Source organism: Streptococcus sp. OMI750, assembly GCF_047463895.1.
Taxonomy (GTDB): domain Bacteria; phylum Bacillota; class Bacilli; order Lactobacillales; family Streptococcaceae; genus Streptococcus.
In genome coordinates this window covers 82,724-105,564 of the sequence record NZ_JASHCZ010000006.1, presented here as the reverse complement: position 1 = coordinate 105,564, position 22,841 = coordinate 82,724, and the positions used below count along the sequence as shown (strand labels likewise).

Here is a 22,841-nt window from a genome sequence, read left to right as displayed (position 1 = left end):
ACGGAAATTTATTGAAAATATAATTTTTATGTGATAGAATGTAGGTGATAAAATGCGAAAGGCGAACAAAATCATGACCAATCAACTGATTTATACTGGGAAAGCTAAGGATATCTATACTACAGAAGACGAACATGTGATTAAGTCGGTCTATAAGGACCAGGCCACTATGCTGAATGGGGCTCGTAAAGAAACCATTGAGGGGAAAGGTGTGCTGAATAATCAGATTTCGTCTCTTATTTTTGAAAAATTGAATGCAGCTGGAGTGGAGACTCACTTTATCGAACGTATTTCTGATACTGAACAACTCAATAAAAAAGTTGCCATCATTCCATTGGAGGTTGTTCTTCGTAATGTGACTGCAGGTTCTTTTTCTAAACGTTTTGGCGTTGAAGAAGGTTTGGACTTGAAAACTCCAATCGTTGAATTTTACTACAAGAACGATGAGTTGGACGACCCATTCATCAATGATGAACACGTGAAGTTTTTGGATATTGCCAATGATGAACAAATTGCTTTTATTAAGGAAGAAACGCGTCGTATCAATGAATTGCTGAAAGATTGGTTTGCGCAAATTGGTCTTCGTTTGATTGACTTCAAATTGGAATTTGGTTTTGATAAGGATGGCAAGATCATCTTGGCAGACGAATTCTCACCAGATAACTGCCGCCTTTGGGATGCGGAAGGGCACCATATGGACAAGGATGTTTTCCGTAGGGACTTGGGAAGTTTGACAGATGTGTACAAGGTTGTGTTGGAGAAATTGCAGGGCTTGAAGTAACCTGTTTGAAAGGGAAAAACTTCGTCTTTCAAGAGCATGTTTGAATAGAAATAAATAAAGGAACTAAAATGGATAAACGTATTTTCGTTGAGAAAAAAGCTGATTTTCGTGTGAAATCTGACTCTTTAGTAAAAGAATTACAGCATAATCTTCAGTTGAAAACTTTGAAGGATCTTCGGATTGTTCAAGTTTACGATGTTTTTAATTTGGCAGAGGACTTGTTTGCGCGTGCGGAAAAACATATTTTTTCTGAGCAGGTGACCGATACTGTTTTGGATGAAGCTGAGGTTAAGGCTGATCTTGAGAAGGTTGCTTTCTTTGCTATCGAAAGTTTGCCTGGTCAATTTGACCAACGTGCGGCATCTTCGCAAGAAGCTTTGCTGTTGCTTGGTAGCTCAAATGATGTAACGGTGAATACAGCACAATTGTACTTGGTCAATAAGGATATTGATGCGAATGAATTGGAAGCTGTTAAAAACTATCTCTTGAATCCAGTGGATTCTCGTTTCAAAGACATCACTGTTGGCATTGCCAAACAGGATTTCTCTGAGTCTGACAAGACCATTCCAAACTTGGATTTCTTTGAAACTTATACAGCAGAAGATTTTGCAAAGTATAAGGCTGAGCAAGGATTGGCAATGGAAGTGGATGACCTTCTCTTCATTCAAGATTACTTCAAGTCTATTGGACGTGTGCCAACTGAGACTGAGTTGAAGGTTTTGGATACTTACTGGTCTGACCACTGTCGTCATACCACTTTCGAGACGGAGTTGAAGAATATCGACTTTTCAGCTTCTAAATTCCAAAAACAATTGCAAGCGACTTATGACAAGTATATTGCCATGCGTGATGAGTTGGGACGTACGGAAAAACCTCAAACCTTGATGGATATGGCGACTATTTTTGGCCGTTACGAGCGTGCCAATGGTCGTTTGGACGACATGGAAGTGTCTGATGAAATCAATGCTTGCTCAGTTGAAATTGAGGTGGATGTCAATGGTGTCAAAGAACCATGGCTTCTCATGTTCAAGAATGAAACTCATAACCACCCAACGGAGATTGAACCATTTGGTGGAGCGGCTACTTGTATCGGTGGTGCTATTCGTGATCCATTGTCAGGTCGTTCTTACGTTTACCAAGCCATGCGTATCTCAGGTGCTGGTGATATCACAGCTCCGATTTCAGCGACTCGCGCTGGTAAATTGCCACAACAAGTGATTTCTAAAACAGCAGCTCATGGTTATTCTTCATATGGTAACCAAATTGGTCTTGCAACAACTTATGTTCGCGAATACTTCCACCCAGGTTTCGTTGCCAAGCGTATGGAGCTAGGTGCCGTTGTCGGTGCGGCTCCTAAGGAAAATGTTGTTCGTGAAAAACCTGAAGCAGGTGACGTGATTATCTTGCTCGGTGGTAAGACTGGACGTGACGGTGTCGGTGGTGCGACAGGTTCTTCTAAAGTTCAAACGGTTGAATCTGTTGAAACGGCTGGTGCTGAGGTTCAAAAAGGGAACGCTATCGAAGAACGGAAGATTCAACGTCTTTTCCGTAATGGGGAAGTGACCCGTCTGATCAAGAAATCAAATGACTTTGGTGCTGGTGGTGTCTGTGTGGCGATCGGTGAATTAGCAGATGGTCTTGAAATTGATCTGGATAAAGTGCCATTGAAATACCAAGGTTTGAACGGTACCGAAATTGCCATCTCTGAATCTCAAGAACGGATGGCTGTAGTGGTTCGTCCAGAAGATGTAGATGCCTTCATTGCAGCATGTAACAAAGAAAATATTGATGCTGTTGTCGTTGCGACAGTGACGGAAAAACCAAATCTTGTCATGCACTGGAATGGTGAAACCATCGTTGATTTGGAACGTCGTTTCCTTGATACAAACGGTGTACGTGTGGTTGTAGATGCTAAGGTGGTTGACAAGGATGTCAAGCTTCCAGAAGAACGTCAAACATCTGCTGAAACCCTTGAAGCGGATACTCTTGAAGTCTTGGCTGATCTGAACCATGCTAGTCAAAAAGGCTTGCAAACCATCTTTGATAGCTCAGTTGGTCGTTCAACAGTCAATCACCCACTTGGTGGTCGCTACCAAATTACACCAACGGAAGCCTCTGTACAGAAATTGCCAGTCCAGCATGGTGTGACAACAACTGCTTCTGTTATGGCGCAAGGGTTCAACCCTTATGTAGCAGAATGGTCTCCATATCATGGTGCGGCTTATGCAGTTATCGAAGCAACTGCTCGTTTGGTTGCTGCTGGTGCCAACTGGTCTAAGGCTCGCTTCTCTTACCAAGAATACTTCGAGCGGATGGATAAACAAGCAGAGCGTTTTGGTCAACCGGTAGCAGCTCTTCTTGGATCCATTGAAGCGCAGATTCAACTTGGGTTGCCATCTATCGGTGGGAAAGACTCTATGTCTGGTACCTTTGAAGAATTGACAGTACCACCAACCTTGGTTGCTTTTGGTGTCACAACTGCAGATAGTCGTAAGGTCCTTTCTCCAGAATTTAAAGCTGCTGGTGAAAATATCTATTACATCCCAGGTCAAGCTTTGGCCCAAGAAATTGATTTTGATCTTATCAAGTCTAACTTTGCTCAGTTTGAAGCTATTCAAGCAACCCACAAAGTGACAGCAGCATCAGCTGTCAAATATGGAGGTATCCTTGAAGCTCTTGCCCTTGCAACATTTGGGAACCATATCGGTGCCACTGTTCAATTAGCTGAGCTTGACAGTAGCTTGACAGCCCAATTGGGTGGATTCATCTTCACTTCACCTGAAGAGATTGCAGGTGCAGAGAAGATCGGTCAAACAGTTAGAGACTTTACAGTAGTTGTCAACGGTGTAACGCTTGATGGATACAAACTTGACAGTGCCTTCCAAGGTAAGTTGGAAGAAGTTTACCCTACTGAGTTTGAACAGGCTACTGAACTAGAAGAAGTACCTGCAGTGGCATCAGATATTGTGATTAAAGCCAAAGAAATAGTTGCGACACCAGTGGTTTACATTACGGTGTTCCCAGGTACCAACTCCGAGTATGACTCCGCTAAGGCCTTTGAAAAAGAAGGTGCGAAAGTCAACTTGGTACCATTTGTCACACTCAACGAAGAAGCGATTGTCAAGTCTGTTGACACCATGGTTGACAACATTGAAAAAGCCAACATTATCTTCTTTGCAGGTGGATTCTCAGCAGCGGATGAACCAGATGGATCAGCTAAATTTATCGTGAACATCTTGCTCAATGAAAAAGTACGTGCAGCCATTGATCACTTCATCGAACGTGGTGGTTTGATCATTGGTATCTGTAACGGATTCCAAGCTCTTGTCAAATCAGGTCTTCTTCCATATGGTAACTTTGAAGATGCAAGCAGCACAAGTCCAACCCTCTTCTACAATGATGCCAACCAACACGTGGCTAAGATGGTGGAAACACGGATTTCCAATACCAACTCACCATGGCTTGCCGGAGTAGAAGTTGGTGACATCCATGCCATCCCAGTATCACACGGTGAAGGGAAGTTTGTCGTGACAGCTGAAGAATTTGAGGAACTCCGTGATAATGGTCAAATCTTTAGCCAATACGTTGACTTCGAAGGCAAACCAAGCATGGATTCGAAATACAATCCTAATGGATCTGTTCATGCGATTGAAGGAATCACTAGCAAGAATGGTCAAATTATTGGGAAGATGGGACACTCAGAACGTTTCGAAGACGGTCTCTTCCAAAATATTCCAGGAAATAAAGACCAGCATCTCTTTGCATCAGCGGTTCAATATTTTACTGGAAAATAAAAGGTATACAACATGACATACGAAGTAAAATCTCTTAATGAAGAGTGTGGAGTCTTTGGGATTTGGGGACATCCAGATGCTGCGAAACTCACTTATTTTGGGCTTCACAGTCTCCAACACCGGGGACAAGAGGGTGCAGGAATCCTGGCTAATGACCAAGGGACCTTGAGACGCCATCGGGATACAGGCCTTCTTTCAGAAGTCTTTCGGAATCCTTTAAATCTAGAAAAATTGACAGGATCTTCTGCTATTGGACATGTTCGCTATGCGACAGCGGGGGAAGCGTCTGTGGATAACATCCAACCCTTCCTCTTCCGCTTTCACGATACGCAGTTTGGTCTGGCCCATAATGGGAATTTGACCAATGCCCAATCGCTCAAATCGGAATTAGAAAAAAATGGAGCCATCTTTAGCTCGACTTCTGACTCAGAAATTCTGGCTCACTTGATTCGTCGGAGCCACAACCCTTCCTTTATGGGGAAAATCAAGGAAGCGCTCAATACGGTCAAAGGTGGGTTTGCTTATCTGATGCTGTTTGAAGATAAGCTGATTGCAGCTCTAGACCCAAATGGCTTCCGTCCTCTTTCCATCGGGAAAATGGCAAATGGAGCCTTGGTTGTTTCTTCGGAAACCTGTGCCTTTGAGGTGATTGGGGCAGAATGGATCCGAGATGTGCATCCTGGTGAGCTCGTGATTTTTGATGAAAACGGTATTACCTATGATCGCTATACGGATGATACTCAACTAGCAATTTGTTCTATGGAGTATATCTATTTTGCTCGTCCTGATTCCAATATCCAAGGGGTCAACGTCCATACAGCTCGTAAGCGGATGGGAGCTCAGTTGGCTAGAGAATTTAAGAACCAGGCAGATATTGTAGTGGGGGTTCCCAACTCCTCTCTTAGTGCGGCCATGGGCTTTGCGGAAGAATCCGGTCTGCCAAATGAAATGGGCTTGATCAAGAATCAGTATGTTCAACGGACCTTTATCCAACCGACTCAGGAATTGCGGGAACAAGGAGTGCGGATGAAGCTCTCTGCCGTATCTGGGGTCGTGAAAGGCAAACGGGTTGTCATGATTGACGATTCCATTGTACGGGGAACGACCTCTCGTCGGATTGTGAAATTGTTGAAAGAAGCAGGGGCTACAGAAGTCCATGTGGCAATTGCCAGCCCAGCTCTGGCTTATCCATGTTTCTATGGAATTGATATTCAGAGTCGCGAAGAGTTGATCGCAGCCAACCATACAGTAGAGGAAACCTGTGAGATTATCGGTGCGGATAGTTTGACTTATTTATCTGTTGATGGCTTGATTGATTCTATTGGCATTGATACCGATGCACCAAACGGTGGTCTTTGTGTAGCCTACTTTGATGGGAAATACCCAACCCCATTGTATGACTACGAAGAACGCTACGTAGAAAGTTTGAAAGAACATACTTCTTTCTATTAAGAACGGTGCAAAAGAAAAGGAATGAATAAAATGACGAATAAAAATGCTTATGCGCCACGTCTCACTACTGACTAAAAGCTAAAGCATTTGTCAGTAGACGCTTTGCCCTATGGGACCAAAGCTAGAGACCTGACTAGTATTTTTAGATAAAAAGATGGTTTATCTAAAAATACGTCGCACTCTTTCTCAAAAAAAGAAAAGGAATAAACAAATGACAAATAAAAATGCTTACGCGCAGTCCGGTGTGGATGTTGAAGCGGGTTATGAAGTTGTTGAACGGATCAAAAAACACGTAGCACGTACAGAGCGTGCAGGTGTTATGGGAGCTCTTGGTGGTTTCGGTGGTATGTTTGACCTTTCAAAAACAGGTGTCAAAGAGCCTGTTTTGATCTCAGGGACGGACGGTGTTGGTACCAAACTCATGCTGGCTATCAAGTACGACAAGCACGATACCATTGGTCAAGACTGTGTAGCTATGTGTGTCAATGATATCATTGCTGCAGGTGCAGAGCCCCTCTACTTCCTAGACTATGTGGCGACTGGGAAAAATGAACCAGCTAAGCTAGAACAAGTGGTTGCTGGTGTTGCAGAAGGGTGTGTGCAAGCAGGCGCAGCCCTCATCGGTGGTGAAACGGCTGAAATGCCTGGTATGTATGGCGAAGACGACTATGACTTGGCTGGTTTCGCAGTCGGTGTGGCTGAAAAATCTCAAATCATCGACGGTTCAAAAGTAGCAGAGGGAGACGTCCTTCTCGGACTTGCTTCAAGCGGTATCCACTCAAATGGCTACTCCCTTGTTCGTCGTGTCTTTGCGGATTATACAGGTGAAGAAGTTCTCCCAGAGTTGGAAGGTAAAAAACTCAAGGAAGTCCTTTTGGAACCAACTCGTATCTACGTCAAAGCTGTTTTGCCTCTTATCAAAGAAGAATTGATCAACGGGATTGCCCACATCACAGGTGGTGGTTTCATCGAAAATGTCCCACGGATGTTCTCAGATGACTTGGCTGCTGAAATTGACGAAAGCAAGGTTCCAGTTCTTCCAATTTTCAAAGCCCTTGAAAAATATGGACAAATCAAACACGAAGAAATGTTTGAAATCTTCAACATGGGTGTAGGGCTTATGCTTGCAGTGAAACCAGAAAATGCGGAACGTGTCAAAGAACTTCTCGACGAACCTGTTTATGAAATCGGTCGGATTGTCAAGAAAGAAAACGAAAGTGTTATCATCAAATGAAAAAAATAGCGGTTTTTGCCTCTGGTAATGGCTCAAATTTTCAGGTGATTGCTGAAGAATTTCCAGTGGGGTTTGTCTTTTCAGACCATCGTGATGCCTATGTGCTCGAGCGTGCCGAAAAACTTGGAGTTCCTTCCTATGCTTTTAAACTCAAGGAATTTGAGAGCAAAGCAGACTACGAAGGAGCTATTGTCGAGCTCTTGGATGAGCACGAGATTGACCTAGTCTGTTTGGCGGGTTATATGAAAATCGTCGGCCCAACCTTGCTAGCAGCTTATGAAGGCCGTATTATCAATATTCACCCGGCTTATCTCCCTGAATTTCCAGGGGCTCATGGTATTGAAGATGCTTGGAATGCTGGCGTGCCCCAGTCTGGTGTGACCATTCACTGGGTGGATTCTGGTGTGGATACCGGTAAGGTCATCAAACAAGTCCGTGTGCCACGCCTTGAAGGTGATACCCTGGATACTTTCGAAACTCGCATCCACGAAACAGAGTACAAGCTCTATCCAGAGGTGTTGGAACATTTGGGAGTGGAGAGGAAATAAGAAGGAAATCAAGTTTTGATTGTGTAATCTTGGTAGGAGAAAAATGATTAATCTGAAATTAGTAGATGAGAGCAGTTTTCAGGCAGTGCTGGATCTGAAAATATCTGATGCTGATAAACGAGCACGTTTCGTAGCTCCAAATGTGCGCTCTTTAGCTGACGCATGGCTCTACCGAGAGAATGGGGATGTGTTTCCAATGGCAATCTATTGGAATGAGCAAGTAGTTGGTTTTCTCCTGCTGGAAATAGATAAGGATGAAGCAGAATACTTTATCTGGCGGATAATGATTGGCCAGCAGTACCAAGGAAAAGGTTATGGACGAAAAGCCTTGGAAGTTCTAATCAAAGAGGCTCAGATGGATAGATGTTGCAATCATATTATCGCAGATTATGTAGTCGGAAATGAAAAAATGAAGCACCTGCTGACTAGTCTGGGTTTTCGGGAAACAGGATTTATAGAAGAAAATAATGAAATCGCTATGCGCTTGGACCTAAAGAAAGAGGAATAGAATGACGAAAAAAGCTTTAATCAGTGTCTCAGATAAGACAGGCATTGTAGAATTTGCGAAAGAGCTGAAAACTCTGGGCTGGGATATTATCTCAACAGGTGGTACCAAAGTTGCCCTTGACAATGCCGGTGTTGATACCATTGCCATTGACGATGTGACTGGTTTTCCAGAAATGATGGACGGCCGTGTGAAGACTCTCCATCCAAATATCCACGGTGGTCTTCTCGCTCGTCGTGACCTTGATAGTCACCTTGATGCTGCTAAGGACAATCAGATCGAGCTCATTGACCTTGTAGTGGTCAATCTCTATCCTTTCAAGGAAACCATTCTCAAACCAGACGTGACTTATGCGGATGCCGTTGAAAACATCGATATCGGTGGTCCATCAATGCTTCGTTCAGCAGCTAAAAACCACGCTAGCGTAACAGTTGTTGTAGACCCTGCTGACTATGCTGTTGTTCTTGACGAATTAGCAGCCAACGGCGAAACCTCTTACGAAACTCGTCAACGTTTAGCAGCAAAAGTATTCCGTCACACAGCAGCCTATGATGCCTTGATTGCGGAATACTTCACAGCTCAAGTGGGTGAAAGCAAACCTGAAAAACTCACTCTGACCTATGATCTCAAACAAGCTATGCGTTACGGGGAAAACCCTCAACAAGACGCTGATTTCTACCAAAAAGCTTTGCCGACGGATTACTCTATTGCATCGGCTAAGCAGCTCAACGGGAAAGAGTTGTCCTTCAACAATATCCGTGATGCGGATGCTGCGATTCGTATCATTCGCGATTTTAAAGACCGTCCAACCGTTGTGGCGTTGAAACACATGAATCCATGTGGAATCGGTCAGGCTGATGACATCGAGACTGCTTGGAACTACGCTTATGAATCTGATCCGGTGTCTATCTTTGGTGGTATCGTCGTTCTCAACCGTGAGGTAGATGCTGCGACAGCTGAGAAGATGCATGGTGTTTTCCTTGAAATCATCATCGCGCCAAGCTACACAGACGAAGCACTTGAAATCTTGACTACTAAGAAGAAAAACTTGCGGATCCTTGCCTTGCCATTTGACGCTCAAGATGCTAGTGAAGTAGAGGCTGAGTACACAGGTGTTGTTGGTGGCCTTCTCGTTCAAAACCAAGATGTGGTGAAAGAAAGTCCCGCTGACTGGCAAGTGGTGACCAAACGCCAACCAACTGATATAGAAGCGACTGCTCTTGAGTTTGCTTGGAAAGCCATCAAGTATGTCAAATCAAACGGGATTATCGTGACCAACGATCACATGACACTTGGTGTTGGCCCTGGTCAAACCAATCGTGTGGCTTCCGTCCGTATCGCCATTGATCAAGCGAAAGACCGTCTTGACGGCGCTGTGCTTGCTTCAGATGCCTTCTTCCCATTTGCAGATAACGTGGAAGAAATCGCCAAAACAGGGATCAAAGCCATCATCCAACCGGGTGGATCCGTCCGTGACCAAGAGTCAATCGAAGCGGCTGATAAATACGGCTTGGCCATGATCTTCACAGGCGTGAGACATTTTAGACATTAATCAAAAAAGACACTCATTCAACGATGAGTGTCTTTTCTGCTGGTTAAGAAGACCTTAATCTGGGTAGATATAGGTAACAGTTCCCCAGATGGGATTGGTCGGGTCGAACCAACCACGAAAGTTGTCGATAAAACGATGGCCATTGTAATTGGCCTCTTGGATCTGAATTTTTTGGTCATGTTCGACGTCCGTAACTAAGGCGACATGGCCGTATCCCCCATCATCCCAACAAGCGATGGCACCGACCTCTGGGCTGCTTCCTATCCGGAATCCCGCAGCGCGTGCACTAGTTGCCCACATGCCACCATTTCCCCACCAATTGTGGGCCCAAGGGGCTAATTCTTTGGCACCCCAGGTACACTCACCGATAGGGTAGGTGTTTCCTGGATGCATCGCGAGTGGAGTGAGCTTTGGCCTTGAATTTTCGACTTGGAAGGTAGTTGGGAACATGCCTTGCAGTTGTCCCTTCTTTTTCTGGTAGACGTGAAGGTGGAATAGGCCACTTCCCTTGTGTTTTTTGGCCTGAAAGCGCAGTTGAAAATGTCCAGGGGCCATCTTCTTTGCTGGGTACCAGACCAGATCGTCCTGTCCATTTTCTTCAGACCAGGTGGGAAAGACAATCTCCTCCACATCCTCGAATAACTTGAGGTCTACCTCGAATTCCTGTGAGGAGATGGGTGTGATCGTGATCTTGGGTTGGGAAGAAGCCAGGTCTTTTTCTTGGACGCTGGTCGTGAGAGGGAATAGCCCGGTTAGCCGCTCATTTGCCTCTACCCCATAGACATGGACATGATAAAGTCCGGCTTGATCAGAATGGTTGGTCAAAGGCACTTCTAAGTCGAATCCCTTGTCATTGCGTTCCACAGGATACCAAATCAGGTCATCTTGGCCATTTTGGTCAGACCAGATGGGAACCTGGATCTTTTGATACTTATCTGGGATGTTTCCAAGATGAATCATCAACTGCCCTTTTTCGGCATAGATGGCGTTGGTCGCTTGATCTGCATGGGTTATAGAGGTTTGCATCCCCCATGTCGCACAAGTCAGTACTACAAATTTTTTAATGGTTTGCATAATACTCCTTTTCGTCAGTTAGTAGGTCTCACTTATACTATTCGGAAAAAAATGAGAAATAGGAGGAAATAGCTAAAAAAGTTTGGATTCTACTGAAAATGGGAGACTTTTGCCAAAATGATTAGAACAAAACGAACGATTATGATATAATTTAATAAAATAATTCGCAAAAGAGGTTCGAGATGAAACTTTTGGTTGTTGGATCTGGCGGTCGTGAGCATGCGATTGCCAAGAAATTGTTGGAGTCTACAAACGTTGAGCAGGTTTTTGTGGCTCCTGGTAATGACGGGATGCGATTAGATGGTCTGGATTTGATCAATATTGGAATTTCCGAACATTCTAAGCTGATTGACTTCGCAAAAGCGAACGATATTGCTTGGACCTTTATCGGCCCAGATGATGCCCTTGCAGCTGGAATCGTGGATGGTTTCAATGCAGCTGGTCTCAAGGCATTTGGTCCTACCAAGGCTGCGGCTGAGCTGGAGTGGTCTAAGGATTTTGCTAAGGAAATCATGGTCAAATATGACGTTCCGACAGCAGCTTATGGCACCTTTTCAGATTTCGAGGAAGCCAAGGCCTACATCGAGGAGAAAGGTGCTCCAATCGTCGTCAAGGCAGACGGATTGGCCCTAGGTAAAGGTGTCGTCGTTGCGGAGACAGTTGAGCAAGCCGTCGAAGCTGCTCACGAGATGCTTTTGGACAATAAATTCGGTGACTCAGGTGCGCGTGTGGTCATCGAGGAATTCCTTGACGGGGAAGAATTCTCTCTCTTTGCCTTTGTCAATGGAGACAAGTTCTATATCATGCCAACGGCTCAGGACCACAAACGTGCTTATGATGGCGACAAGGGTCCTAACACTGGTGGGATGGGGGCCTATGCGCCAGTTCCTCACTTGCCACAGAGTGTGGTTGACACAGCGGTTGACACTATTGTCAAGCCAGTTCTCGAAGGAATGATTAAAGAAGGACGTCCTTATCTTGGTGTCCTTTACGCGGGGCTTATCTTGACAGCTGACGGCCCTAAAGTCATCGAGTTCAACTCACGCTTCGGAGATCCTGAAACGCAAATCATCTTGCCTCGTTTGACTTCTGATTTTGCGCAAAATATCACTGACATTTTGGATGGCAAAGAGCCAACTATTACTTGGACGGACAAGGGTGTGACACTGGGCGTGGTTGTAGCCTCAAACGGTTACCCACTCGCTTATGAGAAGGGTGTCAAGCTTCCAGCCAAGACAGAAGGCGACATCATCACTTACTATGCTGGTGCTAAATTCGCTGAAAACGACCAAGACCTCCTCTCAAACGGCGGACGCGTCTACATGCTGGTTACAACAGCAGACACCGTCAAAGACGGCCAAAACATTATCTACAACGAACTTGACAAACAAAACACAGAAGGCCTCTTCTACCGAACGGATATCGGAAGCAAGGCTAACAAATAATTAGCGACCGTAGGTCGTAAAAGGCGAGCGAAAGTGAGCCAAACTAAGATAATGGTCGCTTGATTTGCGAGCGTTAGCGAGCTAGTATAGGATAATCGTCGCTGTAGTGGAACTCCTAGTAGCTTTGCTACTAGGAGCGGAAAACTGGAGACCTAGGCTCCAGTTTTAGTAATGGAACGCCCTAGGCGGTCGCTTACGTCCGCACTACATTAGACGATTATCAAAAAAAGGAGAAGAAATGAAACCAGTAATTTCCATTATCATGGGCTCAAAATCCGACTGGGCAACCATGCAAAAAGCCGCTGAAGTCCTCGACAACTTCGGTGTCGCTTACGAAAAGAAAGTTGTCTCTGCCCACCGGACGCCGGATCTCATGTTCAAACATGCAGAAGAAGCACGTAGCCGTGGCATCAAGGTTATCATTGCAGGTGCTGGTGGTGCAGCTCACTTGCCAGGCATGGTAGCCGCAAAAACAACCCTTCCAGTCATCGGTGTGCCAGTCAAATCACGTGCTCTTAGCGGTGTAGATTCGCTCTATTCTATCGTTCAGATGCCAGGTGGTGTGCCAGTCGCAACCATGGCGATCGGTGAAGCTGGTGCGACTAATGCAGCCCTCTTTGCCCTCCGTCTCCTCTCAGTAGAGGACCAGGCTATTGCGACAGCTTTGGCGGATTTCGCAGAAGAACAAGGAAAAATCGCAGAGGAGTCTACAAATGAGCTCAACTAAAACCATTGGGATCATCGGTGGTGGCCAACTCGGTCAGATGATGGCGATCTCAGCTATCTACATGGGCCATAAGGTTATTACCCTTGATCCTGCAGCAGATTGTCCATCTTCTCGTGTGTCTGAGGTCATCGTGGCCCCATACGACGACGTGGATGCTCTTTGTCAGTTGGCAGATCGCTGTGATGTTCTCACTTATGAATTTGAAAATGTCGATGCTGATGGCCTTGATGCCGTTATCAAAGAAGGCCAGCTCCCACAAGGGACCGACCTCCTTCGCATTTCGCAAAACCGTATTTTTGAAAAGGACTTCCTCTCAAACAAGGCTCAAGTCACCGTTGCTCCTTACAAGGTTGTGACCTCAAGCCAAGATTTGGCAAATATCGACCTGTCGAAAAACTATGTCCTCAAGACCGCGACCGGTGGCTACGATGGACATGGTCAAAAGGTTATTCGTTCAGAAGCAGATTTGGCAGAAGCTTATGCACTAGCTGACTCAGCAGACTGCGTTTTAGAAGAATTTGTTAACTTTGACCTTGAGATTTCTGTCATCGTATCTGGGAATGGCAAGGACGTGACGGTTTTCCCCGTTCAGGAAAATATCCACCGCAACAACATTCTTTCAAAGACCATTGTGCCAGCCCGTATTTCAGAAAGTCTAGCTGAAAAAGCCAAAGCCATGGCAGTGCGAATCGCTGAACAGCTGAACTTGTCTGGAACTCTTTGCGTGGAAATGTTTGCGACCGCTGACGACATCATCGTCAATGAAATTGCGCCACGCCCACACAACTCGGGGCACTACTCTATCGAAGCCTGTGACTTCTCCCAGTTTGATACTCATATTTTGGGTGTTCTGGGAGCACCATTGCCAGCTATCCAATTGCATGCCCCAGCTGTCATGCTCAACGTCCTCGGCCAACACGTCGAGGCTGCTGAAACATATGTGACAGAAAATCCAAGCGCCCACCTCCACATGTATGGTAAACTAGAAGCGAAGCACAACCGCAAAATGGGACATGTGACTTTGTTTAGTGATGTGCCTGACAATGTGGCTGAGTTTGGGGAGGGGATTGATTTTTGAAATGACAGAAGAATTTGATGAATTGCTAGATGATGAAATAACGACCGTAACACTGACTTATACGGACGATTTGATTGTTCCAGAGATTGCGGATAGAGAGGGGATTCATGTTTTAGAGAGAGCTGGCAATCAGCTAGTCTTAGAATATTCTTGTTCCGTTAAGGAAGTTAAGGATTATCTGAGTAGTTACGGCCTGCCTAGACATCCTGAGAGAATTTCATTTGAATTTTCTATACATGAAGACTCAGAAAATGATAATCTTTAAAGCTAAATGGAGACCAGTTTATGATTCAAATTATTGTCAACGCGTTTGTTAAACAAGAGAATCCAGACAACTACTGAAGGAAAGGGACTGATTTTTAAGTGAAAATAGCGATTCTAGGACTTGGAGTGATCGGGACCACCTATGCCTACGCCTTTCAAAAAGCAGGCCATCAAGTGGAACACGTACTGAGAGATAGTAAGAAAAACAATGCTCCCAAGGAGTTGTTGGTTGATCTACTAGATGGTCGCTATCATTCCAAAGGTGAGAACAAACACGACATCTATGAGGTTCGTGTGGCAGAAGCTCATTCGGAATATGATTTTATTTTTCTCAGTGTGCGTCATGGGCTTGTCAAAGAAGCTGTGGAGACCTTGCGAAAAAATAATATCAAAGGCACCCTTGTTTTCTTCTGTAATTTCTGGGATACTCGAAAAGTGGTCCAAGAGTGGGCAGGAGACTATGACTATATTTTAGCCTTTCCAACAGCTGGAGGTCACATGCAGGAGGACCATTTGGATGGTGTCTTGTTTGACCATTTAATGCTAGAAGGTGAGCAAAAAGCACACATTTCTAATTATTCTGATTTGACGACTTTACTGACTTCTGCAGATTTGAAGTGGGAAGTTCCTCATGATATGGTCGAGTGGATTTGGATTCACATGGCGATTAATGCGGGTGTTACTTCGACAGCTGCTCGCTCGGGAAATTTGGAAAATCCAGAACAGCTGGCTCTGAATTTGATGAATAGATCTTCGGAATTATCATTGGCCATCAAGGCCATTCGGGAAGCTTTGAAAGTGGTAGAAGCGCGTGGCGTAAATTTGAAGCTTTATAAAGCTGAACTCTTACCTTACAAAATTCCTACTTGGATTGCAGGAAAAGCCATGAAAATCATGTTTGCGAAAAATGAGCTGACACGAAAAATCATGACCTTACACAATGATAAACAGGATATTTTCTACTGTTGTCAAAGTGTTTATCAGACAGGTCAGGAGTTAGGTGTTGAGATGCCCATTCTGGAAGCAAATATGAAGGGCATTTCGCTTTAGGAGGTTTTATGATTCAAATTATTGTCAACGCGTTTGTTGAAAAAGAGAAAATGGGAGCAGTCGTCGAAGTCTTGTATGCTAGTAGCGATCACGAAAAAGTGAAAGCAAAGTATGAAGAGCTAGTTGCACAATATCCTGATAACTATTTAGTTATCTATGATGCCCCGCTGGATACGGATTTGAATACACTAGATCATTATCCATCTGTGTGGATTGGGAAAGAAGAATTTGAATAAAACGACTTTTATTCGTTAAACCGATGTTTCACGCCGTGGGGAAAGCGTAAGCGACGGAAATCTTGAGACTTCAGGCTCAAGATTTAGTCATGAGATTCCGGAGGAAGCTGCTGACGTCCGCCCCACTTAAGTGATACATCAATAGAAAGGAAAATTAAACATGATTGATAGATATAGCCGCCCTGAGATGGCGAACATTTGGACTGAAGAAAATAAATATCGTGCTTGGCTTGAGGTGGAAATCTTGGCTGATGAGGCATGGGCTGAGTTGGGAGAAATTCCTAAGGAAGATGTGGCTTTGATTCGCGAGAAGGCAGACTTTGACATCGACCGTATTTTGGAAATTGAGCAGGAGACGCGCCACGATGTGGTTGCCTTCACACGTGCGGTTTCTGAGACGCTTGGTGAAGAGCGCAAGTGGGTTCACTATGGTTTGACTTCTACTGACGTGGTCGATACGGCCTATGGTTACCTCTACAAACAAGCTAACGACATCATCCGCAAGGACCTTGAAAACTTCCTCAACATCATCGCTGACAAAGCGAAAGAGCACAAGTTCACTATCATGATGGGTCGGACCCACGGTGTGCACGCTGAGCCGACGACTTTTGGTCTTAAATTAGCCACTTGGTACAGCGAAATGAAGCGCAACATCGAGCGTTTTGAGCATGCGGCTGCTGGTGTGGAAGCTGGTAAGATTTCTGGTGCGGTTGGTAACTTTGCTAACATCCCACCATTCGTTGAAAAATACGTCTGCGATAAATTGGGTATCCGTGCTCAAGAAATCTCTACACAGGTCCTTCCTCGTGACCTTCACGCTGAGTACTTTGCAGTTCTTGCGAGCATTGCAACTTCAATCGAACGTATGGCAACGGAGATCCGTGGTCTGCAAAAATCTGAACAACGGGAAGTGGAAGAGTTCTTTGCCAAAGGTCAAAAAGGCTCTTCAGCGATGCCTCACAAACGCAACCCTATCGGTTCTGAGAATATGACTGGTCTTGCGCGTGTTATCCGTGGTCACATGGTAACAGCTTATGAGAATGTCTCACTTTGGCACGAACGGGATATCTCTCACTCATCAGCTGAGCGGATCATCGCACCAGACACAACTATCTTGATTGACTACATGCTCAACCGTTTCGGGAACATCGTTAAGAACTTGACAGTCTTCCCAGAAAACATGATCCGCAACATGAATTCAACCTTTGGTCTCATCTTCAGCCAACGTGCCATGTTGACCTTGATTGAGAAAGGTATGACTCGTGAGCAAGCCTATGACTTGGTGCAGCCAAAAACAGCTCAATCATGGGATAACCAAGTCGACTTCAAACCACTTCTTGAAGCAGATCCAGAGGTAACATCTCGCCTCACTCAAGAAGAAATTGACGAAATCTTCAACCCAACTTACTACACCAAACGGGTGGATGAAATCTTCGAACGCATCGGTTTGGGTGACTAATCGCAACGAAAAAGGGAATTTGAAAAATAGACGAAAGAGGCTGGGACAAAAGTCCTAGCCTCTTAATTGTTCTTGAATTGTCGAGCAAGACGCAGTGGTTGAGTGGGCTCTACTACGCTGATTTCATCAGCTTTTACAGCCCTACTCAACTGTGCGGAAGTGGGACGATGAAATCGAATTCTTACGAATTACCGATTTCTGTCCCACTCTCTTTTTTAAACTTTTTATAGCTAAACTATCACTAATTATATATATTTTTAAATAGGTCTTTAGAAATCGTTTTCAACATGTTATACTGAACCTATAAAAAAGACCGAGCTGTCCCAGTCTTTTTGCTTCTTAGTGATCGCGGTCACAGGAGATAAATTTAATCTTGTAGTAGTCACCGCGTTTGTAGGTTTCCGTGTATTCTAGGATTTGGCCAGTAGCCTCTAATTTGGTCGTCTTCACTTGTTTAACAGTTGGGAAATTTTCATCGATCTCCAAAACTTTAGCCACCTTGCTCGGTGTAGGAAAGACGATTTCATTGATTTCTTCGAAGTGTTCATCATTCATATGAATGTGGTAATCCTCTTTGAAGCGATCATAGATAGAACTATAGTATTCCAAATTTGGATAGTTTGGATTGATATATTGTTCAGGAATATAGGTTTGGTGGAAGATATACGTATCATCCCCTGTCTGGCGGGTCCGTTCGATCTTATAGTAGAATTGCGTTGGGTTGAGGCCTAGTTTGTCTAGGATGCTCAAGGTGTTTCCACGTTTAATAGAGAGAACTTTGACTTTGGCCTTTTGGATGGGGAAGGTTTCAACATCTGAAAATTCAACTAGTTTGTGTTTTCGAGCACGAGAAACAAAGGTCCCCTTTCCTTGCTGACGGACAATGTAGCCATCGGCAGCGAGGTCGTTCAAAGCACGGACAACGGTGATAGAGCTAACATCATAAATTTTGATGAGTTCAGCTTCAGTATAAAATTTATCTCCATTTTCAAATTTTCCTGAGATAATTTGCTGTTTCAATTCATCTTTGATGTGTTGGTACTTTGGAATTGCCATAGTGCTACCTCTCTTTAGATTTCTCTTATTTAACCCTATTTTAACATATTTTTTTTAAAAGTGTTGACATTTTTTAAAAAATTTATTATATTAATAAATGAAAAGGGTTATATATAAGAAAGGGGGCGTTTATGGGGGTTTTTGAGATTCGCGATGATTTCTATTTAAAAGGTCAACCCTTCAAGATTTTGTCCGGTGCGATCCATTATTTCCGAATTGACCCAACAGACTGGTACCATTCCTTGTATAATCTTAAGGCTTTGGGTTTTAACACGGTTGAGACCTATGTCCCATGGAATGCGCATGAACCCAAGAAGGGGCAGTTTGACTTTAGTGGTCGATTGGATCTGGAACGTTTTATCCAAACAGCCCAGTCCCTAGGACTTTACATGATTGTAAGGCCATCGCCCTTTATCTGTGCAGAGTGGGAATTTGGTGGATTGCCAGCCTGGCTTTTAGAAGAAGACCTGCGAATCCGCTCATCAGACCCAGCCTTTATCGAAGCGATAGATCGTTATTATGATCGCTTGCTTGGATTGTTGACACCCTACCAAGTGGATCGGGGTGGTCCAATCCTTATGATGCAGGTGGAAAATGAGTACGGCTCTTATGGAGAGGATAAGGATTATCTTCGTGCCATTCGGGATTTGATGAAGGAAAAAGGCGTGACCTGCCCCCTCTTTACATCAGATGGGCCATGGCGAGCAACGTTAAGAACAGGAACCTTGATCGAAGAAGACCTCTTTGTGACGGGAAACTTCGGTTCTAAAGCAGCCTATAACTTTGGTCAAATGAAAGAATTCTTTAACGAATACGGCAAGAAATGGCCTTTGATGTGTATGGAATTCTGGGATGGCTGGTTTACCCGCTGGAAGGAACCCGTGATTCAAAGGGACCCAGAGGAGTTGGCAGAAGCTGTCCATGAGGTCTTGGAGCTCGGCTCCATCAATCTCTACATGTTTCATGGTGGAACCAATTTCGGCTTTATGAATGGTTGCTCAGCTCGGGGGACGCTGGATTTGCCACAGGTGACGTCCTATGACTACGGGGCTTTGCTCAATGAGCAAGGCAATCCGACGGAGAAGTATGATGCTATTCAAAAAATGATGGCGACCTATTATCCGGAATACCCACAGCAAGAACCGCTCATCAAAGAATGTTTGCCGGAACAAAGCTTGCAATTGGCAGCCAAGACCAGTCTCTTCGCTAATCTGGACAACTTGGCTCAGCTTAAGACTAGTCTCTATCCAGAAAAGATGGAAGAGTTGGGGCAAACCACAGGTTATCTCTTGTATGAGACAGACCTTGAATTGGATGCGGAGGAAGAAAAACTGCGCATCATTGATGGTCGGGATCGGGTACAGATTTACCTGGATGATCAACATGTAGCAACGCAATACCAAACAGAGATCGGTGAAGATCTTTTTATCAAAGGAAAAAAGAAAGCGGTTACGAATTTAAAAATCTTGCTTGAAAATATGGGACGTGTCAACTACGGGCACAAGCTCTTAGCGGATAGCCAGCACAAGGGCATTCGCACAGGTGTCTGTGTGGATTTGCATTTCCACCTTCATTGGAAGCAGTACCCGCTGGATTTACAAGATCTCAGCCAGCTCGATTTTTCAAAGGAATGGCAGGCAGGTGCTCCAGCATTTTACCGATATGATTTTCAGCTGGACCACACCCTTGACACCTATCTGGATATGACAGGATTTGGGAAAGGGGTCGTCTTTGTCAACGGCCACAACCTCGGTCGCTTCTGGGAGGTCGGACCCACCACTTCACTTTATGTGCCTCATGGTTTCCTCAAAGAAGGAGCCAATAGCCTGATCGTCTTTGAGACAGAAGGGCGCTACCAAGAGACACTTGAACTTGTTCAACAACCTACATTTATTACAGTAAAGGGGGAAAACTTATGACTATTGTAGGATGCCGTATCGATGGACGTTTGATCCACGGGCAGGTAGCCAATCTTTGGACTACCAAACTAAATATTTCACGTATCATGGTGATCGATGATGAAGTCGCTCAAAATGATATTGAAAAAAGTGGCTTGAAACTGGCGACACCACCTGGTGTTAAGCTCAGTATCTTGCCAGTGGCAAAGGCTGCAGAAAATATCTTGGCTGGAAAATATGACAGCCAACGTCTCTTCATCGTAGCTCGCAAACCAGACCGCTTCCTAGGCTTGGTAGAAGCAGGTGTGCCACTTGAAACCTTAAACGTAGGGAACATGTCTCAGTCAGACGAGACTCGCCCCGTTACTCGTTCGATCAACGTAGTGGATGCCGATGTGGAAGCCTTCCACAAGCTAGCTGAAAAAGGAGTTAAGCTAACTGCTCAAATGGTTCCAAATGATCCAGTTGAAGACTTCTTGAAGTTGCTCAAATAGTTTATAAATAAAAAAGAAAAATTTTAGGAGGAAATTGTCATGATACAATGGTGGCAAATTTTACTACTTACTTTGTACTCAGCTTATCAAATCTGTGATGAGTTGACGATTGTTTCATCAGCAGGCTCACCAGTCTTTGCTGGTTTCATTACAGGACTTGTCATGGGAGATTTAGGAACAGGTCTCTATATTGGAGCAGCTCTTCAATTGACAGTACTCGGTGTTGGTACTTTTGGTGGAGCTTCTCGTATCGACGCGACTTCTGGTGCCGTTCTTGCAACTGCCTTCTCAGTAGCAGGAGGAATCAAACCAGAAATTGCGATTGCAACGATTGCCGTTCCGGTAGCAGGTCTCTTGACTTATGCAGATATCCTTGGTCGGATGAGTACAACTGCCTTTGCACACCGTATTGATGCGGCGATTGAACGCTTTGACTACAAAGGAATTGAACGCAACTACCTTCTCGGTGCTCTTCCTTGGGCTCTTTCTCGTGCCCTTCCAGTCTTCTTAGCTCTTAGGTTCGGTGGGGCTTATGTTCAATCTATTGTAGACTTTGTTGAACAATATAAATGGATTGCGAATGGTTTGACACTTGCAGGACGTATGCTTCCAGGTCTTGGATTTGCGATCTTGCTTCACTACTTACCTGTGAAACGTCACCTTCACTATCTTGCTCTTGGTTTTGGCTTGACAGCAATGTTGACAGTACTTTATGGAAATGTCCAAAGTGTTGGTAATGCCGTTTCAGCAATGCTTGGAACAGATGCTTTTGCAAAACTTCCAAAAGAACAAATGGTTGCCTTCACAAACAACTTCAAATCTGTATCTATGATCGGGGTTGCCATCATTGGTATCTTCCTTGCAGTGCAACACTTTAAAAACAGCCAACGTACGGTTGTAGCTGCTCCAGCAAGCAATGTAGAAAGCGGGGAAATTGAAGATGACGAATTCTAAGAACTACAAACTCACTAAAGAGGATTTCAAACAAATCAACAAACGTAGCCTCTTCACCTTCCAATTGGGTTGGAACTACGAACGGATGCAGGCTTCTGGTTACCTTTACATGCTTCTTCCACAATTGCGGAAAATGTATGGAGACGGCACACCTGAATTGAAAGAAATGATGAAATTGCATACGCAATTCTTCAATACTTCACCATTCTTCCACACCATTATCACTGGTTTTGACCTTGCTTTGGAAGAAAAAGATGGTGTGAAATCGAAAGATGCGGTTAACGGGATCAAGACAGGTCTCATGGGACCATTTGCTCCTCTTGGAGACTCTATCTTTGGATCTTTGGTACCAGCCATTATGGGATCTATTGCAGCAACAATCGCGTCACAAGGTCAACCATGGGGTATTTTCCTTTGGATCGCAGTGGCAGTAGCCTATGATATCTTCCGTTGGAAACAGTTGGAGTTTGCTTATAAAGAAGGTACCAACTTAATCAACAACATGCAAAGCACCTTGACAGCTTTGATCGAAGCAGCTTCTGTTCTTGGTATCTTCATGGTCGGTGCCTTGATCGCGTCTATGATCAATGTAGATGTCTCATGGATGCCACACATCGGGGATAAGGCCATCGATATCCAAGACATGCTTAATTTGATCTTCCCACGTTTGGTACCAGCTATCATTACAGGTGTGATCTACTGGTTGCTTGGACGTAAAGGTATGAACTCAACCAAGGCTATCTTGTTGATTATCGTCGCAGCTATTTCCTTCTCTGCCTTTGGACATTTCTTCTTTGGAATGGAATAATGGAGTAAGGTATGGTAACACAGTTAGTATTGGTCAGTCATGGTCGCTTCTGTGAAGAGCTCAAAGCCAGTACAGAAATGATTATGGGACCACAAGACAACATTCATACCGTGGCCCTCTTGCCAGAGGAAGGTCCTGAGGAGTTTACAGCCAAGTTTGAAGCAACAGTTCAAGGTCTAGAAGACTATATTGTATTTGCAGATCTATTGGGAGGGACTCCTTGCAACACTGTGAGCCGCTTGATCCTTGAAGGACGTGCGATTGACTTATACGCAGGGATGAATCTTCCGATGGTTATCGAATTCATCAATAGCAGTCTGACTGGCAATGAAGGGGACTACCCTGAACGTGCAAAAGAAAGTATTGTCAAGGTCAATGACCTCTTGTCAAACCTTGATGATGATGAAGATGAGTAGGTTGGTATGGGAGTCT

Annotated in this window: 21 protein-coding genes; 19 read left to right on the top strand and 2 right to left on the bottom strand. The window is 44.5% G+C overall.

Annotation, left to right across the window (positions count from 1 at the left end):
- Positions 1 to 73: 73 nt before the first annotated feature.
- The 7 genes from purC to purH all read left to right on the top strand — a co-directional run bounded on the left by purC (position 74) and on the right by purH (position 9,866).
- The gene (purC, locus tag QM830_RS09995) at positions 74 to 781 is read left to right on the top strand and encodes a phosphoribosylaminoimidazolesuccinocarboxamide synthase (protein ID WP_414326845.1); all 708 of its coding nucleotides are present in this window, start codon (positions 74 to 76) and stop codon (positions 779 to 781) included.
- Positions 782 to 849: 68 nt separating this feature from the next.
- Entirely contained in the window at positions 850 to 4,575 is a 3,726-nt protein-coding gene (locus QM830_RS09990; protein WP_414326825.1) for a phosphoribosylformylglycinamidine synthase, read from the top strand.
- Between the two features lie 12 nt (positions 4,576 to 4,587).
- Positions 4,588 to 6,027 (top strand): amidophosphoribosyltransferase, encoded by a 1,440-nt coding sequence (purF, locus tag QM830_RS09985; protein WP_009731959.1) that lies wholly within the window; start codon positions 4,588 to 4,590, stop codon positions 6,025 to 6,027.
- A gap of 211 nt (positions 6,028 to 6,238) precedes the next feature.
- The gene (purM, locus tag QM830_RS09980) at positions 6,239 to 7,261 is read left to right on the top strand and encodes a phosphoribosylformylglycinamidine cyclo-ligase (RefSeq protein ID WP_414326823.1); all 1,023 of its coding nucleotides are present in this window, start codon (positions 6,239 to 6,241) and stop codon (positions 7,259 to 7,261) included.
- Positions 7,258 to 7,809 carry a phosphoribosylglycinamide formyltransferase gene (purN, locus tag QM830_RS09975; RefSeq protein WP_414326821.1) on the top strand — a complete coding sequence of 184 codons (552 nt, stop codon included), beginning with the start codon at positions 7,258 to 7,260 and terminating at the stop codon, positions 7,807 to 7,809. The genes purM and purN overlap by 4 nt, the downstream gene beginning before the upstream one ends.
- Positions 7,810 to 7,852: 43 nt before the next feature.
- Complete coding sequence (locus QM830_RS09970; protein ID WP_126403571.1) at positions 7,853 to 8,317, top strand: GNAT family N-acetyltransferase; 465 nt, start codon at positions 7,853 to 7,855, stop codon at positions 8,315 to 8,317.
- A gap of 1 nt (position 8,318) precedes the next feature.
- Positions 8,319 to 9,866 (top strand): bifunctional phosphoribosylaminoimidazolecarboxamide formyltransferase/IMP cyclohydrolase, encoded by a 1,548-nt coding sequence (gene purH / locus QM830_RS09965; protein ID WP_414326819.1) that lies wholly within the window; start codon positions 8,319 to 8,321, stop codon positions 9,864 to 9,866.
- Positions 9,867 to 9,920: 54 nt separating this feature from the next.
- Here purH and QM830_RS09960 read toward each other — a convergent pair whose 3' ends face one another.
- Positions 9,921 to 10,940, bottom strand: a complete 1,020-nt coding sequence (locus QM830_RS09960) for a GBS Bsp-like repeat-containing protein (RefSeq protein WP_414326818.1) — start codon at positions 10,938 to 10,940, stop codon at positions 9,921 to 9,923.
- A gap of 182 nt (positions 10,941 to 11,122) precedes the next feature.
- Between QM830_RS09960 and purD the strand changes: the two genes are divergently transcribed.
- The 7 genes from purD (at position 11,123) to purB (ending at position 17,199) form a co-directional block, all read left to right on the top strand.
- On the top strand, positions 11,123 to 12,385 hold the full coding sequence (gene purD, locus QM830_RS09955; RefSeq protein WP_414326817.1) for a phosphoribosylamine--glycine ligase: 1,263 nt from the start codon (positions 11,123 to 11,125) through the stop codon (positions 12,383 to 12,385).
- A 238-nt stretch (positions 12,386 to 12,623) separates the two neighbouring features.
- Positions 12,624 to 13,112 (top strand): 5-(carboxyamino)imidazole ribonucleotide mutase, encoded by a 489-nt coding sequence (gene purE / locus QM830_RS09950; protein WP_003015335.1) that lies wholly within the window; start codon positions 12,624 to 12,626, stop codon positions 13,110 to 13,112.
- Positions 13,099 to 14,190 (top strand): 5-(carboxyamino)imidazole ribonucleotide synthase, encoded by a 1,092-nt coding sequence (gene purK, locus QM830_RS09945; RefSeq protein WP_414326815.1) that lies wholly within the window; start codon positions 13,099 to 13,101, stop codon positions 14,188 to 14,190. Before purE ends, purK begins: the two co-directional genes overlap by 14 nt.
- 1 nt (position 14,191) lies before the next feature.
- Positions 14,192 to 14,455 carry a hypothetical protein gene (locus QM830_RS09940; protein WP_414326844.1) on the top strand — a complete coding sequence of 88 codons (264 nt, stop codon included), beginning with the start codon at positions 14,192 to 14,194 and terminating at the stop codon, positions 14,453 to 14,455.
- Between the two features lie 98 nt (positions 14,456 to 14,553).
- A complete protein-coding gene (locus QM830_RS09935) occupies positions 14,554 to 15,504 on the top strand; it encodes a ketopantoate reductase family protein (RefSeq protein ID WP_414326814.1) in 951 nt (316 codons plus the stop codon).
- A gap of 8 nt (positions 15,505 to 15,512) precedes the next feature.
- On the top strand, positions 15,513 to 15,740 hold the full coding sequence (locus tag QM830_RS09930) for a phosphoribosylaminoimidazole carboxylase (RefSeq protein ID WP_414326813.1): 228 nt from the start codon (positions 15,513 to 15,515) through the stop codon (positions 15,738 to 15,740).
- Between the two features lie 160 nt (positions 15,741 to 15,900).
- On the top strand, positions 15,901 to 17,199 hold the full coding sequence (gene purB, locus QM830_RS09925) for an adenylosuccinate lyase (protein WP_414281763.1): 1,299 nt from the start codon (positions 15,901 to 15,903) through the stop codon (positions 17,197 to 17,199).
- Positions 17,200 to 17,538: 339 nt separating this feature from the next.
- Here purB and QM830_RS09920 read toward each other — a convergent pair whose 3' ends face one another.
- Positions 17,539 to 18,255 (bottom strand): GntR family transcriptional regulator, encoded by a 717-nt coding sequence (locus QM830_RS09920; RefSeq protein WP_009731970.1) that lies wholly within the window; start codon positions 18,253 to 18,255, stop codon positions 17,539 to 17,541.
- Positions 18,256 to 18,386: 131 nt separating this feature from the next.
- On the opposite strand from QM830_RS09920, the gene QM830_RS09915 reads away from it, so the two are divergent.
- Genes QM830_RS09915 through QM830_RS09895 form a run of 5 tightly spaced genes read left to right on the top strand, consistent with a single transcriptional unit; the run spans position 18,387 to position 22,825 of the window.
- Entirely contained in the window at positions 18,387 to 20,174 is a 1,788-nt protein-coding gene (locus QM830_RS09915; protein WP_414326811.1) for a glycoside hydrolase family 35 protein, read from the top strand.
- Positions 20,171 to 20,647 (top strand): PTS system mannose/fructose/N-acetylgalactosamine-transporter subunit IIB, encoded by a 477-nt coding sequence (locus tag QM830_RS09910; RefSeq protein WP_006595287.1) that lies wholly within the window; start codon positions 20,171 to 20,173, stop codon positions 20,645 to 20,647. Before QM830_RS09915 ends, QM830_RS09910 begins: the two co-directional genes overlap by 4 nt.
- 39 nt (positions 20,648 to 20,686) lie before the next feature.
- The gene (locus tag QM830_RS09905) at positions 20,687 to 21,601 is read left to right on the top strand and encodes a PTS mannose/fructose/sorbose/N-acetylgalactosamine transporter subunit IIC (RefSeq protein WP_009731972.1); all 915 of its coding nucleotides are present in this window, start codon (positions 20,687 to 20,689) and stop codon (positions 21,599 to 21,601) included.
- Positions 21,588 to 22,409 (top strand): PTS system mannose/fructose/sorbose family transporter subunit IID, encoded by an 822-nt coding sequence (locus QM830_RS09900; protein ID WP_009731973.1) that lies wholly within the window; start codon positions 21,588 to 21,590, stop codon positions 22,407 to 22,409. The genes QM830_RS09905 and QM830_RS09900 overlap by 14 nt, the downstream gene beginning before the upstream one ends.
- A gap of 11 nt (positions 22,410 to 22,420) precedes the next feature.
- Entirely contained in the window at positions 22,421 to 22,825 is a 405-nt protein-coding gene (locus QM830_RS09895; protein ID WP_414326808.1) for a PTS sugar transporter subunit IIA, read from the top strand.
- Positions 22,826 to 22,841: the final 16 nt, after the last annotated feature.

What these genes read in the sequence shown, in the direction of transcription:
- purC (WP_414326845.1), top strand. Translation starts at nt 74, where the DNA reads ATGACCAATCAACTGATTTATACTGGGAAAGCTAAGGATATCTATACT.
- QM830_RS09990 (WP_414326825.1), top strand. Translation starts at nt 850, where the DNA reads ATGGATAAACGTATTTTCGTTGAGAAAAAAGCTGATTTTCGTGTGAAA.
- purF (WP_009731959.1), top strand. Translation starts at nt 4,588, where the DNA reads ATGACATACGAAGTAAAATCTCTTAATGAAGAGTGTGGAGTCTTTGGG.
- purM (WP_414326823.1), top strand. Translation starts at nt 6,239, where the DNA reads ATGACAAATAAAAATGCTTACGCGCAGTCCGGTGTGGATGTTGAAGCG.
- purN (WP_414326821.1), top strand. Translation starts at nt 7,258, where the DNA reads ATGAAAAAAATAGCGGTTTTTGCCTCTGGTAATGGCTCAAATTTTCAG.
- QM830_RS09970 (WP_126403571.1), top strand. Translation starts at nt 7,853, where the DNA reads ATGATTAATCTGAAATTAGTAGATGAGAGCAGTTTTCAGGCAGTGCTG.
- purH (WP_414326819.1), top strand. Translation starts at nt 8,319, where the DNA reads ATGACGAAAAAAGCTTTAATCAGTGTCTCAGATAAGACAGGCATTGTA.
- QM830_RS09960 (WP_414326818.1), bottom strand. Translation starts at nt 10,940, where the DNA reads ATGCAAACCATTAAAAAATTTGTAGTACTGACTTGTGCGACATGGGGG.
- purD (WP_414326817.1), top strand. Translation starts at nt 11,123, where the DNA reads ATGAAACTTTTGGTTGTTGGATCTGGCGGTCGTGAGCATGCGATTGCC.
- purE (WP_003015335.1), top strand. Translation starts at nt 12,624, where the DNA reads ATGAAACCAGTAATTTCCATTATCATGGGCTCAAAATCCGACTGGGCA.
- purK (WP_414326815.1), top strand. Translation starts at nt 13,099, where the DNA reads ATGAGCTCAACTAAAACCATTGGGATCATCGGTGGTGGCCAACTCGGT.
- QM830_RS09940 (WP_414326844.1), top strand. Translation starts at nt 14,192, where the DNA reads ATGACAGAAGAATTTGATGAATTGCTAGATGATGAAATAACGACCGTA.
- QM830_RS09930 (WP_414326813.1), top strand. Translation starts at nt 15,513, where the DNA reads ATGATTCAAATTATTGTCAACGCGTTTGTTGAAAAAGAGAAAATGGGA.
- purB (WP_414281763.1), top strand. Translation starts at nt 15,901, where the DNA reads ATGATTGATAGATATAGCCGCCCTGAGATGGCGAACATTTGGACTGAA.
- QM830_RS09920 (WP_009731970.1), bottom strand. Translation starts at nt 18,255, where the DNA reads ATGGCAATTCCAAAGTACCAACACATCAAAGATGAATTGAAACAGCAA.
- QM830_RS09915 (WP_414326811.1), top strand. Translation starts at nt 18,387, where the DNA reads ATGGGGGTTTTTGAGATTCGCGATGATTTCTATTTAAAAGGTCAACCC.
- QM830_RS09910 (WP_006595287.1), top strand. Translation starts at nt 20,171, where the DNA reads ATGACTATTGTAGGATGCCGTATCGATGGACGTTTGATCCACGGGCAG.
- QM830_RS09905 (WP_009731972.1), top strand. Translation starts at nt 20,687, where the DNA reads ATGATACAATGGTGGCAAATTTTACTACTTACTTTGTACTCAGCTTAT.
- QM830_RS09900 (WP_009731973.1), top strand. Translation starts at nt 21,588, where the DNA reads ATGACGAATTCTAAGAACTACAAACTCACTAAAGAGGATTTCAAACAA.
- QM830_RS09895 (WP_414326808.1), top strand. Translation starts at nt 22,421, where the DNA reads ATGGTAACACAGTTAGTATTGGTCAGTCATGGTCGCTTCTGTGAAGAG.